Genomic DNA, 14,782 nt, shown 5'->3' on the forward strand with positions numbered 1-14,782 from the left:
ATGGAAAATAAAGACGAACTGATTGCTACCCTCAAAAAAATCGTAAAGCCATACGTTCAGGATGAACAGGCGTTTCAGAACTTGACCGAAGACACTGACTTCATTAAAGACCTGAAAATCAACTCAGCAAATCTGGTCGATATTGCGCTGGATGTGGAAGAGGCTTACGACATTGAGATTGATAACGAGTCGATGGAGCGAATGTTAACCGTTGGGTCCGCTATTGAGATTATCAGGCAGAAACTCGAAGCCAAATGATCGGCAACGACATTGTTGATCTGACTCAGGCTCGAAAGGAAAGCAACTGGCATCGAAAAGGCTTTTTGCAAAAACTTTTCACCGCCCACGAGCAATACCTTATCAACACGGCCGACGATCCAGAACGGATGGTCTGGCTGTTTTGGAGCATGAAAGAAAGTGCTTATAAAGCGAATTTCCGCCAAACCAGGCTTCGCCGTTTTGCTCCCCAGAAAATTAGCGGCCAACTTACCGCTATAACCGAAACCGAAGCAACGGGCAGCGTTTTTTATGGACTTACCTACCAGACAAAAACCATTTTTACATCAAATTACTTAGCCACGTTAGCCTTTCCAGTGGCCGAACCTTCTACGTATCAACAGGTCGTTATTCCACTCGAACACACAGACCATTTGTATCAATCGTCCCAGGTTCGGCAAAAGTTACTTCAGTATTATTCCAAAAATTTATCCGTTCCCCTATCCAGCCTTCATCTCAGCCAACAGGAAGATGGAATTCCTGATCTGACTATTGAACAGCCGTCCAGTCAATCTCTGGTTATTCCAGTCAGTATGAGTCATCATGGCAGTTATGGAGCCTTTGCCCTTGGCTGGCTCACACACCAATGCAGCTGATGTGATCGTATTCGTCGAACAGAACCGATAGCCATTATCTTTGCGATATGGCACTGATTAAATCTGTTCGGGGAAATACACCCCAGTTTGGCGACAACTGCTGGTTTGCCGATAATGCAACCATCGTGGGGGATGTGACCATGGGTCGCGACTGCACGGTTTGGTTCAACGCTGTCGTTCGGGGCGATGTAAATTCCATCACTATCGGCGACCGAACCAACATTCAGGATGGGGCCGTTATCCACTGCACATATCAGCGATTCAAAACGACGATTGGCCATTACGTTTCCATTGCCCATAATGCCATCGTACACGGCTGTACGCTGGAAGATAATGTCCTGATTGGTATGGGAGCTATCGTGATGGACGGCGCCGTTGTTGGCCAGGGCAGTATTGTAGCGGCTGGTGCTATCGTTACCCAGAATACAATAATCCCTCCCGGCTCAATTTATGCAGGTAATCCGGCCCGCTTCCTGAAAGCCGTTTCGCCAGAGCAGGCCGAAATCTTCAAACGGACGGCCAACAACTACGTCATGTACGCCGAATGGTTTAAAGAATAAGTATGGAAGACTTTCTAATCTATCTTCGTTTAGGCTTCGACCACATTACCGATCCTAGCGGATATGACCATATTCTTTTCGTTATAGCGCTGTGTGCTGTTTATACGATTCAGCAGTGGCGGCAGGTGCTGATTCTGGTTACAGCCTTTACCATTGGGCATTCTATTACGCTCGCCCTGGCCACGTTGCAGCTCATTAAGTACAAGACCGAACTGATCGAATTGCTGATCCCAATTACGATTCTAATCACAGCCATTACAAACTTCTTTTTTCAGGAGTCAAAGCTCCGAGGCCCGGCCATCAGTCAATCGTCCAGCCCTATTGGCCGGTACATGCTGGCTCTATCGTTCGGCCTTATTCATGGTATGGGTTTTTCCAACTACCTGCGCAGTTTACTCGGCCGGGAAGCAGCTATCGTCCAGCCCTTACTAGCCTTCAATATCGGCCTCGAACTTGGGCAACTGGTTATTGTCAGTCTTGTTTTAGCGGTAGCCTATTTCCTACTCGACATTGTCAAAAGCCGTCGATTACGATGGGTGCTGATTGTTTCGGGGGTTGTAGCCGGAATGGCTTTATCGCTCATTATCAACAACGAGTATCTGCATGAGTTTATGCAGGGGAAATAGGCATCACTAACGAACTTCCGTCAAGCGAACCGCCGATTGGCTCAACTGAGTATTCAGATAACGCGTATAACGAGCGCATTCACCCCAGGGCAAGTGTACGCCATCTGTTGTCTGATAAAAATCCGAAGGAAATTGAACGTAGTGATACGCCGACTCTGGAAACGTCAACCCAACCAGCTTGCGAACCCGTCCCGACAGAATTGTATTTCGTACTCTCGGATCGGTAGGCATTTCAAAGAAAATCACCTGTGTTCCAGACTCTTGTAAGCGTTTGATATAAGCTGCCGATACATCGATCTTTGCCTGCATTTCATTCTCAGGCGGAATCCGGTTCATATCCACCAAACGAGCCTGAATCAACTTGGATACGAAGGTGGTATCGATGGCTTCGGTTGATACCATAGGTGACCTTTCTGTTTTCAAATCACGAAACAATGCCTTTATAACGCCGACGGGCTGATACTTCAATCGGGTAAGCGGCAGGTACTCCCGAATAACACGCAAGGCGGGTTTCGTCAAAGCGGCAAAAAAGGCGGTATCAGGCAAACGATCCATACTGTTCGTTTCAATCAACAATAGCCGTGGCCGATGCTTTGCCTGCGCAATCAGGCCGAGCCCATCGGCCGAGGACAGTCCTTCAAGTGCCAGATTGTAATAATGACCCGGCAGGCTATCGAACAGCAGTCGGTTACTCATCGATGAACCCACCACGACCGTGTCGGCCTTCTGACCATTCTCGTAAAGGAACTCCTCGGCTTTTACAATATTATTCTGTTGAACAGTCAGGCCCGTACGATGAATATGCCCCTGAAAAGCATAAATAAACAGACTGTATAGCAGCAGGAGTAGTAGCGTTGTGAGTACTGCCTTCCGAACCATTAGAATTGAAAATAAATAAACACACCCTCCGAACCCGCATTCGTAATTACTAAAAAAAGCATAAGGCCATACCCTACAAACTGCCAGGTAGTTGGCCTATAGTAGGTAACCCGCTCCCGAACCACATAATGAACATGATAAGCAATTACAGGCAGTGAATACAGAGCGATCAATCCCAACGCACGCATATCATGAGGCTTGTGAAGATTACTGGCCAATGCCTGGCAATAGGCGATTACATGATTGAAATCCGGTAATTTAAAGAGCAGCCATAGCAAGGTTACGTAACCAAATACCAATACCCCCCGGCTAATCTGCGAGATGGTGCCTGGTTTCGGAGCCAACCGATGATCGACAAACCGCTCGACGGCCAGCGCCAGGCCGTGGGCAAACCCCCAGACCGCATAACTCCAGGCAGCCCCATGCCAAAGCCCCCCCAGTATCATCGTCAGCATCAGATTCAGGTAGGTGCGAAAAGCCCCATGCCGATTTCCGCCCAATGGGATGTACAGGTATTCGCGCAGAAAACTCGACAGGGAAATATGCCAGCGTCGCCAGAAATCGGAGAACGAAACCGCTACGTAAGGGAAGTTGAAGTTTATCGGAAAATCGTATCCAAACAATCCGGCAAGGCCCAGGGCAATGAGTGAGTAGCCCGCAAAATCAGCAAATATTTGCATCGAGTAGCCAAAAAGCAAGCCTACTAGTGTAAGCGACGAATAGCCTTCAAAATACGGATAAGCAATGAGAGCTGTATAATCTTTCAGGTTATCGGCAACCACTGTTTTTAAGAAATACCCGACTACCAAGGCCCGAAAGCAAGCATCCCATTTGATGTTGGAAAGGAATTTAGGGCTGATCTGGGGTAGAAAAAAGTGCGCCTTCACAATCGGCCCAGAAACTAGCTGAGGGAAAAAGGCTTTGAAGAAAAAGACGTTTTGTGCATGCTGAGCCCAGTTTTTAACGATCAGTGAACGAAACTGGGGAACATCGCGATAGCGATAGGTATCGACAACCAGGCTTATACCCTGAAATGTAAAAAATGAAATACCAACTGGCAAGGGTAAGGCAACCAGCGTTTGTGCCAATGAGCTTTCGGAAGGTAAAAACGTACGACTTAGCAAGGGACCGTATTTGAAAAAACACAGAATGCTTAGATTGGCAACTACGCCCCAGATAGCATGGAATCGGCGTAAATCGGTACGCCCATAAATGACGCAGTAACTCGATACAATATTGATACTTACAGAAAGCAATAGTAACCAGAGCAAATTTGCCTGATTAACTGAATAGAATACCAAACTGGCAATAATGAGAATCAGTACCTGCCACCGGGCCAGTAGAGGTAAATAATAGAGGATAAATGTGACAACAACCAGTACAAAAAATTCAAAGCTGGTAAAAAGCATTTCAAGTAGGCATGGGCAAATTAGTTACCTGCAATTTAACAAAGATTACAAATTAAAAACAAGGAGTATAATTACGACATCCAACGTCAAGCATAACGTAAACGGGCGGTATCCGTACAGCCTGGCTTTTTGATTCCTTTATTTGCAGATATATTTCAGCAAACCGACTGCTCCTGATTGGCTGGTCAGGTTGCCCCTTCCTCCTCTATGAAAGATAAAGCACTAGTCCTTGGCGCTGGCATACAAGGCATTTGCTGTGCATTGGCACTGCGTAAAAAAGGATATGATGTAACCCTGATCGATCGGTCTCAGGAACCGTTTAGCCAGACAAGTATGAAGGGCGAAGCCAAAATTCATCTTGGCTATGTGTATGCTAATGATAGGTCTTTTCGCACAGCATCATTACTACTTAAGTCTGCCATGCATTTTGGTCCTTTATTAGATGCATGGACTAACCACCAAATCAATTGGCGGTCGATTTGCTCAACTCCATTTACATATATTGTTCATCGCGATTCTATGGTCGCCGTGGATACACTTCAACATCATTACGATCGAATTGCTGTCGCCTATAAGGCCTACCAGCAACAGGGTTTACATTATGTTGGGCACAGCCCTTCACAATTGCTAACACAATGCCAGCCTTTGCCCTCTTACCTGAATCCATTATTGGCTAGAGCAGCTATTGCAACTCCCGAGTTAGCGATTCAAACCCAACTGCTAAAGCCTGTTCTGATCGGTGCCTTGCAACAAGAATATGTTCGTTTCTTACCAAACCGACGTGTTCGGACTGTTGAACGTGCACCCGTCGGCTTTCGGATAAACGGAGACACAATTACAGGCCAGTCCTGGTCCGATGAAGGAAGTATTGTTGTCAACTGCTTATGGGACGGACGGTTACAGCTCGACTCATCCTTAGGCCTTCATCCCAAACAACCTTGGGTATATCGGCTCAAGCATAGTTTATTAGGCCATCTTCCTCAGAAATTAACCCATGTAGCATCCCATACGATTGTTTTAGGGCCTTTTGGGGATTTAGTCACCTATCCCGACGGCCTAACCTATTTATCCTGGTATCCAACCTGTTTGCGTGGCTGGTCGGATCAATTACAGCCCCCCGATCATTGGCCTAACCAAACCCAAGACCCACAGTCCACACAAGATTGGCAACAAGCAACCCTAAATGCCCTGGATGCTATTGTGCCAGGTTTACGCCAGTTTGAGATTAAGCAGGCCAATGCAGGCGTTATTTTCTCGTGGGGCGAAACGGATATAGACGATCCCGATAGCCTACTTCATTATCGGTACAATATTGGCGTCAACGGGTTCGATGGCTATTTTTCTGTCGATACCGGGAAGTTCACCTCGGCGCCCTATTTTGCTCAATCCCTAATCGACCAATTAGGCTAGACTTTATCCGATGACGGCACCCACGGTTTCGATTGCGATCCCCCTATATCGGTCTTATCGCTTCTTAGACATAATTATTCAGAATATTTCGAATCTGCCCACTGAAGGTACTGAAATTCTGATTTCAGACCGACACTGCGATGATGACGCACTGGCCATTCTGGAAAAGCGATTCGATGAGGATAAGCGTATTCGAGTTTTACGGGCTACTGATCGAATAGACTGGGTTGATCATTATAATTTTTTACTTCGGGAAGCCACGGCAAAATACTTCATGTGGATGCCGCACGACGACACATTTCCGGCTGGATACGTTACAGACCTGGTTCAGAATCTAGAAGATAACCCCGATGCCTGGCTTAGCTTTGGCGACATCATTACCATTGATTTAACCACACAACGCCATCAACGAATGTACCTGCCAAGACGATTCAGCATCCGTCTGAATCCACATCGGCCCGTACTTGCCGTTTACCTTATGTGTTTTTGGAATATCGGCATTCCATTTCGAGGAATTTTTAATCGCCATCGTATACTTGAACGGGAGCTTTTCCTGAAAAAAACAACTAACCGTCCTGATTTCGCTGATATTTACTGGACCTTCGGGTTATGTTTACAGGGCCGACTTCTGTACAACAATACACAATATTGCATAAAACGATACTACCCAGAAAGCACGCATGCACCATGGTTGCTAAAGGACTTCTTTATCTTCTCAAAAAAAGCACGTTCCGTACTAGCTTCCTACGTCGATGATGCACACTTAACTACGTTCACAAGTTGGAAAGTTAAGCGGACGATCGAGTTTATTGCCTTTGTCAAACGAGTATATGCCTTTTTCCTGGGAGAATCGGTACGTCGATTCATTCGCCAATACACAACAGGACATCAGTACAGGATCACCAAACCACCCCGGCTACCTTCCTGAACCAGTTAGGTGCCTTGATTCGTATAGTCTACATAAACCTTATCTATCCAGTCACAGCGTTTACTAGTTTTTTCTTAATTTTACCACTCCTATCAACAACTAAAATTAAACGGATGCAAAAGATAATTTTGCTGATTTCGGGTTTAGCGATTTCAGCCGGATTGGCCTGGGCACAACCAACAGCTCCGAGCACCCAGCACGCTAACACTCGCTTTGAGCAACTAGGCCCCCTACTCCCCACTCCCAACACATTTCGTACGGCTTCGGGCGCTCCGGGAAAAGACTATTTCCAAAACCGCGCTGATTATGACATCAAAGCAAGTCTCGACGACGCTACCCAGAAAATAACGGCCTCCGAAACGATTACCTATCACAACAATTCCAGCGATGCCCTGCCCTATCTGTGGCTACAGCTCGATCAGAACCTGTTTCGCCCTGATGCCATTGGCAATACGTCGCGAACAAGCAGCATTAATTCTGATCGGGGTATGTCGTTCCAGCAACTTAACCAGGGCGGAGACTTAGCTGCGAAAGATTACGGCCACAAGATCACATCGGTACGGGATGTAGCAGGAAAACCGCTTCGGTATACCATCAACCAGACGATGATGCGGATCGACTTGCCCCAACCCATTGCCCCCGGTAAATCGGTTAGTTTTTCCATTGACTGGAATTTCAAGATTGTCGATGTCAAAGCAGTAGGCGCCCGTTCGGGTTATGAATTTTTCCCGGCCGATGGCAACTATATTTACGAAATAGCTCAATGGTTTCCCCGTCTTTGTACCTATAGTGATGTGACTGGCTGGCAGAATAAGCAGTTTCTGGGAACAGGCGAATTCACGCTGATCTTCGGGAATTATAAAGTGGCTCTAACCGTACCCAACGACCATATTGTAGGAGCAACTGGCGAACTCCAGAATCCAACGCAGGTTTTGACCGCTACCCAGTTAAAACGCTGGAACGACGCCAAAGGCAAGGGTGATAAATCTGGCGAAAACCCTGTATTAATCGTTACGCAGGCCGAGGCTCAGGCGGCTGAAAAAGGCAAGCCCACCGGCACGAAAACCTGGATTTACAAAGCCGACAACGTTCGTGATTTCTCGTTTGCCAGCAGCCGCAAGTTCATCTGGGATGCCTTACAGCCCAATGTAGAAGGCAAGCGGGTGTGGGCCATGTCGCTTTATCCGAAAGAAGCCAACCCACTCTGGGGACAATATTCGACCCGGCTTGTGGCTCATACGTTGCGCTCCTATTCACGCCGGACCATTGGATACCCTTATCCGGTTGCCTATTCCGTTCATGGTCCAGTGGGTGGCATGGAGTATCCGATGATTAGCTTCAACGGTGCCCGGCCGCTCGAAGATGGTACGTATTCAGAAGGCACCAAAAACTTCCTGATCTCGGTGGTTATCCACGAAGTAGGCCACAACTTCTTCCCAATGATCGTTAACTCCGACGAACGGCAATGGTCTTGGATGGACGAGGGATTGAACAGCTTTCTGGAAGGGCTGGCCTGCCTCGAATGGGATGCCAACTTCCCGGCTCATGGCATCGATCCGCAGTACATCGTACCCTACATGCAACTCGACTCGACTCAGCAGGTACCTATCATGAGCAGTTCGGATAATATTTCCCGGAATACGTTCGGCCCCAACGCTTATACCAAACCCGCTACCGGACTGAACATTCTGCGCGAAACGGTGATGGGCCGCGAACTATTCGACTATGCTTTCAAGGAATATGCGCGTCGCTGGGCGTTTAAAAGCCCCGAACCGGCCGACTTTTTCCGTACCCTTGAAGACGCATCGGGCGTTGACCTGGATTGGTTCTGGAAAGGCTGGTTCTACGGCGTACAGCCTGTCGACCAATCGCTTGTAAAAGTTGACTGGTTCCAGGCCGACTCGCAAAATCCGGAAATTTCTAAAACCGAAGTCCGTAAGGAAGCACAGCGGAAACTAAATACGATCAGCAAACAGCGGGATGCGCTCAGTAAAGATCAAACGGTTGTCTCGCAGGACAGCACCATGCGCGACTTCTACAATCGGTATGACCCCTATGCTGTGACCGATCAGGACCGGAAAAAATACCAGGATTACCTCGCCACGCTAACGGCTGAAGAGCGTCTGTTGGCCGAAGCAGGCACAAACTTTTATACGCTATCGCTACAAAACAAAGGCGGACTTCCAATGCCCGTTATTGTACGCATGGAGTTCGAAGACGGTACCGATTCGGTAGCCCGTTTCCCAGCCGAAATCTGGCGTTTCAACGATGTGTCGGTCAAAAAGGTGATCGCTACGAATAAAAAGGTGAAGCAATGGACACTCGATCCATTCTACGAAATTGCCGACATCAATACTGAGGACAACTCATTTCCGCGTGTAGCCCGGCCAACCCGCTTCCAGTTATTTAAGCAGCGGCAAGGGCCAGGTGGAGGTGCAGTAGGTCCTAATCCGATGCAACAGCAACGGCAACCATCTCCTGCCCGGCAAGGCAGTGGTCGAAATTAATCATCTCTATTAACCTAAGCATATTATGAAAAAAGTAATGGTAGCAGTCGGGCTTGTCCTTGGATCGGCCACTCTGTTTGCCCAGGCTCCGGCTCCATCAACCCAAAACGCTAACAATCGTTTTGAACAACTCGGGCCTATGCTGCCTACGCCCAATACGTTCCGTACGGCTGCAGGTGCTCCGGGAAAAGATTATTTCCAGAACCGCGCTGATTATGACATCAAGGTCGAACTTGACGATGCCAACCAGAAAATCATTGGTTCGGAAACCGTTACGTATCACAACAATTCGACCGATGAGCTGCCTTTCATCTGGCTCCAACTCGACCAAAACCTATTCGCCAAAGGCTCAACCGGGAGTGTTACCCGTACAGGTGGTGTGAACGAAAGCGGTATGAGTTTCGCCCAGTTACAAAACCTGACTTCCGTACGCGAACGCAGCCAGCAACAGGCGACCGACAAGTATGGTTACAAGATCACAGCCGTGAAGGATGCTAAAACGGGGACGAACCTGAAATATACGATCAACCAGACGATGATGCGGATCGATCTGCCCACGGCACTGAAACCCGGCGGCAGCTATTCGTTCAACGTCGACTGGAACTACTTCGTTACCGAATACTATGGTCGGAGCGGTATGGAGTTTTTCCCAAAAGATGGTAACTACAACTACTTTATTGCGCACTGGTTCCCTCGTCTTTGTTCCTACAGCGATGTGACAGGCTGGCAAAATAAGCAGTTTCTGGGCCAGGGTGAGTTTACGCTCATCTTCGGAAACTATAAAGTTGCCATCACGGCCCCCAGCGATCATGTCATTGGCGCTACGGGCGAATGTCAGAACTACAAACAGGTGCTGAGTGCTACCCAGCAAAAGCGTCTGGCGCAGGCAGCTACGTCAAAAACGCCGGTTGTGATCGTTACTCAGGCTGAAGCCGAAGCCGCTGAAAAAGCCAAACCTAGTGATACCAAAACAAAAAAAACTTGGGTATTCGCTGCTCAGAACGTTCGTGACTTTGCTTTTGCCAGCAGCCGTAAATTCATCTGGGATGCTATGCAAACCGATGTGTATGGCGACGGACATAAAATCTGGAGTATGTCATTCTATTCTAAGGAGGGCAATCCACTCTGGGGTCAGTACTCGACCCGCGTAGTTGAGCATACGCTACGGTCGTATGGCAACCGAACCATTAAATACCCGTATCCGGTAGCCATTTCGTGTCACGCTACAGCCGGTGGCGGTATGGAATACCCGATGATTTCGTTCAACGGAGGCCGTCCTGAGGCCGATGGCACCTATTCGGCACAAACCAAAGCGGGTATGATCGGCGTAATTATCCACGAAGTAGGCCATAACTTCTTCCCGATGATTGTCAACTCCGACGAGCGGCAGTGGACCTGGATGGACGAAGGGTTGAACACGTTCTGTCAGTATCTGGCCGAAAAAGAATGGGATTATGATTTCCCAAGCCGCCGGGGAGAACCGCAGTACATTACTGATTACATGAAGTCAGACAAGTCGGTCCTGTCGCCAATCATGACCTCGTCCGATAACGTCATTAGCCTTGGTCCGAATGCCTACGCCAAACCGGCAACGGCACTCAACATTCTGCGCGAAACGGTGATGGGCCGCGAACTGTTCGACTACGCTTTCAAGGAATATGCGCGTCGCTGGGCGTTCAAAACTCCCGAGCCAGCCGACTTTTTTCGTACCCTTGAAGACGCATCAGGCGTTGATCTGGACTGGTTCTGGAAAGGTTGGTTTTATGGCGTTGAGCCCGTTGACCAGGATCTGGTAGAAGTGGACTGGTTCCAGGTTGACTCAGGCGATCCGATTGCGACCAAAGCAGCCGCTAAAGAAGAGGCTATGCGTCGGGCGGGTACCATCAGCAAACAGCGGGATGCGGCTACGAAAGCTGAAACTGTGGTAGCCAAAGATTCGACTATGAAAGATTTCTACAATAGCTACGATCCATATGCTGTCACAGAAAACGATAAGAAGAAATATCAGGATTATCTGGCAACCCTTAGTGAGTCGGAACGCGCCACTCTCGAGAAAAGCGCTGGTACAAACTACTATACACTGTCGCTAAAGAACAAAGGTGGCTTGCCAATGCCCGTTATTATTCGGATGCAGTTTGAAGACGGTACCGATTCAGTAGCCCGTTTCCCAGCCGAAATCTGGCGTTTCAACGATGTGTCGGTCAAAAAGGTGATCGCCACTAACAAGAAAGTAACGCAGTGGACGCTTGACCCTTTCCAGGAAATAGCGGATATCGATACGGAAAATAACTCGTTCCCCCGCGTATCGCAACCAACCCGTTTCCAGTTGTTCAAGCAGCGCGGTTTTGGTCCACAAGGTCCTAACCCGATGCAACAGCAGAAACAAACCACTCCTCCACCAGCCCGACAGGGAACTGGCAGGAACTAGATTAATCGACTTGGATGAACAAGGGGTCATAGAATTTAGAAAAATCTCTTAATCTTCCTTGTTCATCCAAGTCAATTCACTATTTTTGCGCTCCAATCGGGATGTAGCGCAGTCCGGTAGCGTGCTTGCATGGGGTGCAAGAGGTCGTGGGTTCGAATCCCGCCTTCCCGACTTAGCTGAAAAGCCACTTATGTTTATCATAGGTGGCTTTTTCGTTTTTTAGCGCTAAAATCTTAACCTAACAATTTATAATTTTAGCCTATCGACAGCCCAGAAGGCAACCCATAACCTATTTAAAAAACATGGACACATTACTTGATACTACAAAAGAAGCAGGGAGGAGGCAACTATATTCCTCTTTGATTTTCAAACCATTAACCTATTTCCTTTTTGTTCTGCTTAGTAGTGTGATACCACTTTACGGACAATCCCCCTCCCCTAAACAGGAAGAGGAATATGTATGCCTGCCTTGCGGCTCAGACTGTGATCACGACGTATTCCATCAGGCTGGCACATGCCCTCATTGTGGGATGCGTTTAGTCGAAAAGAGAAGTATACGTTTCCAGAATATAACGCCCGCCGAGTTGTGCAAGATTGTTGCCGCCCGTCCTAACGTACTCTTGTTAGATGTGCGTACACCACAGGAGTTTGATGGCAAAGCAACCGAAAAGTTTGGCCGTTTGAAGAATGCCATAAATATCCCGGTTCAACAACTGGAAAATCGATTAGCCGAACTCGAATCAGCTAAAGGAAAGGAAATTATCGTCTATTGCTCACATAGCCATCGTAGCCCACGCGCCAGTCATATTTTAACCGAACATGGCTTTATGAATGTCAAAAATATGAGCGGAGGCATGTCTACCTGGGCAGAATCGGTAGGGGACTCCTCAATGGGTAAAGCCTTACTAATTAAGTAGCTAGAGGTAACGAATAAAATCATGTATTTCCCTGCTAGCGACTCGCAGGCAAGCTAACGTATATATTCAAAGCATAGCTTCGTATGGAACATTACTATACAGGCCTTTTTAATTATATCGAACAGATCATCGTCTTGCCCGAGACCGATAAAGTGTCAATTCGTGAATCCTTTAAGCCGGTTTTCGTTCCTAAAGACACGATCATTGAGCCAGCGGGGCAAGTTCCCCAATATCACAATTTTATCGTGTCGGGCTACATGAGAAACTTTCACTTTGATAAAGACAATGCAGAAATCACAACGGATTTAAACGCAGGACCACGTTTTTTTACGTCGTATTCTCATTTCATGAATCGTACGGTTTCCAACGAAAATCTACACTGCATTACAGATTGTGAACTTCTCAGAATAAACCGGGACGAAGTATCGATAAGAGCCGAATATAGCCAGACACAAAAAGACTATACAATTCAGATTCTACAGAAGCACTTAGAAGAAGAAAAAAGACGGCTTTACGATCTAGGCCATCTGACAGCCGAAGAGCGGTACACTAAATTTTTGCGGGAAAAGCCTACTATTATTCAGCATGTGCCCCTGCGTTATATCGCCTCTTACTTAGGCATCACACAACGGCATTTGAGCCGACTCAGGAGTCAACACAACCTCTAACGCTCACCCTAGAATATAACCACTCATCCGTATTGGACATTTGTCTAATTACGCCTGGAAAGACGCTGACTAAGTTTATCCCAAACCTTAGCATCCTTTCTGCCATGACGTCCAATACAACAATCTCCGTATCTGATAAACAAACAATTCACTACACGACAAAACTTTTGACCATGGCGTCAACGGTCTGGTTTGGGGTAACTACAATTGGGCTATGGCTATTTGGCATTTATATCTTGTTATTCTATGGCAAGGCGACGCTTCAGGGCGATTTTACAAGCTGGAACGATGTGCTGCCGCATGGCTATGTGACCGGTGACTGGCTAGGTAATCTAGTAGTAGGCATACACGTTCTGCTAGCGTCTATTTTGGTTATTGGCGGCCCTTTGCAATTCATTCCGTCAGTGCGTCGGTATGCTCCTCGATTTCATCGTTGGTTGGGTCGACTTTACATAATAACGGCTATTATTGTCAGTACAGCAGGCCTAATTATGGTTTGGACGCGCGGTGCAGTCGGCGATACAATTCAACACATTAGCATCAGTATACTCGCGATTTATTGCATTATTTTCGCCGTACTTTCTTTTCTCTACGCCAAAGCTCGTCAATTTGACAAACATAAATCCTGGGCGTTACGGCTATTTATGGTGGTAAATGGCGTCTGGCTTTTCAGAGTTGAACTGATGTGCTGGTTACTGATACATGGAGGTCCTGTCGGATTTAACCCTAAAACGTTCTCTGGCCCTTTCTTAACAGCCCTTACCCTATTTACCTACGCTATCCCTATCTCGCTTGGCCTTCTGGAACTCTATTTCTATGCCCACCGAAAGCAACGAAAGGCTTTAAGCTTGTCCGTTTCAGCCTTAATTTTTCTTGCTACGGTTATTCAGCTTGTAGGAATAGCCGGAGCAACGATAGGTATGTGGCTCCCCAGGCTTGCAAAGCTGTAATAATACGTATGACCAAAGCCTTTTTGGGCAGTCTACCCATGATTTATGCACTAAAAACATACAACCCCTGCTATTCATAATCCATGTTAGATAACCGGAAAGTTATATTTGCCGGAAATCTAGTTGACCATGAAACGCTACCTGTACACCTTTATCTTTCTCATTTTAGCCGTAAGTGCTTACTCGCAAAAAGTTGATATTCCCAAGGGTGCTAATCGTATTGAGATTACCAGTACTTTGTCTGACTCAGCGCTGGTAGACATGATTGCTTTTCGTCTTGAGTCGTCCGGTTTCTTTATCGAGCAATTGGATAAAAGCAAAGGCTTTGTCATGACCGAATACAAAAACATGAGTAATGAAATCTCTATACGAATTTTTGTCCGGGTTGAGGGCAATAAAGCAGTCTTTAATGGTCAGGGTAATGCTGAGATGCTAGGGTATCAATACCGTAATACGCCTTTACTTTTCAAAGGATCAACAGGGGGGGTAGAAAAAGGTGGCTTTATAGCCATGGATGGTGTTGTCAAGAAGTTAGCTAAAACGGTAGGAGCTTCTAACATTGCTTACCTTCTGCCTTAGCCAATCCTGTTTTTGACCCAGAAAAACCCATCCTTACATCTGCCAACTG

The 14,782-nt window shown here is 47.1% G+C and carries 14 protein-coding genes and 1 tRNA gene; 13 read left to right on the forward strand and 2 right to left on the reverse strand.

Annotated elements, in window-relative coordinates; all coding sequences use genetic code 11:
• Genes BGO59_RS25280 through BGO59_RS25295 form a run of 4 tightly spaced genes read left to right on the forward strand, consistent with a single transcriptional unit; the run spans nt 1 to nt 2,058 of the window.
• Entirely contained in the window at nt 1–258 is a 258-nt protein-coding gene (locus tag BGO59_RS25280) for an acyl carrier protein (RefSeq protein ID WP_293688201.1), read from the forward strand.
• Nucleotides 255–872 (forward strand): 4'-phosphopantetheinyl transferase superfamily protein, encoded by a 618-nt coding sequence (locus BGO59_RS25285; RefSeq protein ID WP_293688204.1) that lies wholly within the window; start codon nt 255–257, stop codon nt 870–872. Before BGO59_RS25280 ends, BGO59_RS25285 begins: the two co-directional genes overlap by 4 nt.
• Nucleotides 873–919: 47 nt before the next feature.
• Nucleotides 920–1,432: a gamma carbonic anhydrase family protein gene (locus BGO59_RS25290; protein ID WP_293688207.1), complete on the forward strand. Its 513-nt coding sequence runs from the start codon at nt 920–922 to the stop codon at nt 1,430–1,432.
• 2 nt (nt 1,433–1,434) lie between these two features.
• A complete protein-coding gene (locus BGO59_RS25295; RefSeq protein ID WP_293688210.1) occupies nt 1,435–2,058 on the forward strand; it encodes a HupE/UreJ family protein in 624 nt (207 codons plus the stop codon).
• A 6-nt stretch (nt 2,059–2,064) separates the two neighbouring features.
• On the opposite strand, the gene BGO59_RS25300 is transcribed toward BGO59_RS25295, so the two are convergent.
• Together BGO59_RS25300 and BGO59_RS25305 are read right to left on the reverse strand one after the other, a co-directional pair.
• Nucleotides 2,065–2,937 (reverse strand): hypothetical protein, encoded by an 873-nt coding sequence (locus BGO59_RS25300; protein ID WP_293688213.1) that lies wholly within the window; start codon nt 2,935–2,937, stop codon nt 2,065–2,067.
• On the reverse strand, nt 2,937–4,346 hold the full coding sequence (locus BGO59_RS25305; protein WP_293688215.1) for an MBOAT family O-acyltransferase: 1,410 nt from the start codon (nt 4,344–4,346) through the stop codon (nt 2,937–2,939). The genes BGO59_RS25300 and BGO59_RS25305 overlap by 1 nt, the downstream gene beginning before the upstream one ends.
• A 207-nt stretch (nt 4,347–4,553) precedes the next feature.
• On the opposite strand from BGO59_RS25305, the gene BGO59_RS25310 reads away from it, so the two are divergent.
• The 9 genes from BGO59_RS25310 (at nt 4,554) to BGO59_RS25350 (ending at nt 14,733) form a co-directional block, all read left to right on the forward strand.
• Entirely contained in the window at nt 4,554–5,756 is a 1,203-nt protein-coding gene (locus tag BGO59_RS25310) for an FAD-dependent oxidoreductase (RefSeq protein WP_293688217.1), read from the forward strand.
• A 10-nt stretch (nt 5,757–5,766) separates the two neighbouring features.
• The gene (locus BGO59_RS25315; protein ID WP_293688219.1) at nt 5,767–6,684 is read left to right on the forward strand and encodes a glycosyltransferase; all 918 of its coding nucleotides are present in this window, start codon (nt 5,767–5,769) and stop codon (nt 6,682–6,684) included.
• A gap of 113 nt (nt 6,685–6,797) precedes the next feature.
• Nucleotides 6,798–9,191 (forward strand): M1 family metallopeptidase, encoded by a 2,394-nt coding sequence (locus BGO59_RS25320; protein WP_293688221.1) that lies wholly within the window; start codon nt 6,798–6,800, stop codon nt 9,189–9,191.
• A 25-nt stretch (nt 9,192–9,216) separates the two neighbouring features.
• On the forward strand, nt 9,217–11,619 hold the full coding sequence (locus tag BGO59_RS25325; protein ID WP_293688224.1) for a M1 family metallopeptidase: 2,403 nt from the start codon (nt 9,217–9,219) through the stop codon (nt 11,617–11,619).
• A 97-nt stretch (nt 11,620–11,716) separates the two neighbouring features.
• Nucleotides 11,717–11,790, forward strand: a tRNA-Pro gene (locus BGO59_RS25330).
• Nucleotides 11,791–11,921: 131 nt separating this feature from the next.
• Complete coding sequence (locus BGO59_RS25335) at nt 11,922–12,536, forward strand: rhodanese-like domain-containing protein (protein ID WP_293688226.1); 615 nt, start codon at nt 11,922–11,924, stop codon at nt 12,534–12,536.
• Nucleotides 12,537–12,619: 83 nt separating this feature from the next.
• Entirely contained in the window at nt 12,620–13,204 is a 585-nt protein-coding gene (locus BGO59_RS25340) for a Crp/Fnr family transcriptional regulator (RefSeq protein WP_293688228.1), read from the forward strand.
• Nucleotides 13,205–13,377: 173 nt separating this feature from the next.
• Nucleotides 13,378–14,154 (forward strand): DUF2306 domain-containing protein, encoded by a 777-nt coding sequence (locus BGO59_RS25345; RefSeq protein WP_293688230.1) that lies wholly within the window; start codon nt 13,378–13,380, stop codon nt 14,152–14,154.
• 129 nt (nt 14,155–14,283) lie between these two features.
• A complete protein-coding gene (locus tag BGO59_RS25350; RefSeq protein WP_293688232.1) occupies nt 14,284–14,733 on the forward strand; it encodes a hypothetical protein in 450 nt (149 codons plus the stop codon).
• Nucleotides 14,734–14,782: the final 49 nt, after the last annotated feature.

It is taken from the genome of Spirosoma sp. 48-14, assembly GCF_001898575.1.
In the GTDB taxonomy this organism is placed as follows: domain Bacteria; phylum Bacteroidota; class Bacteroidia; order Cytophagales; family Spirosomataceae; genus Spirosoma.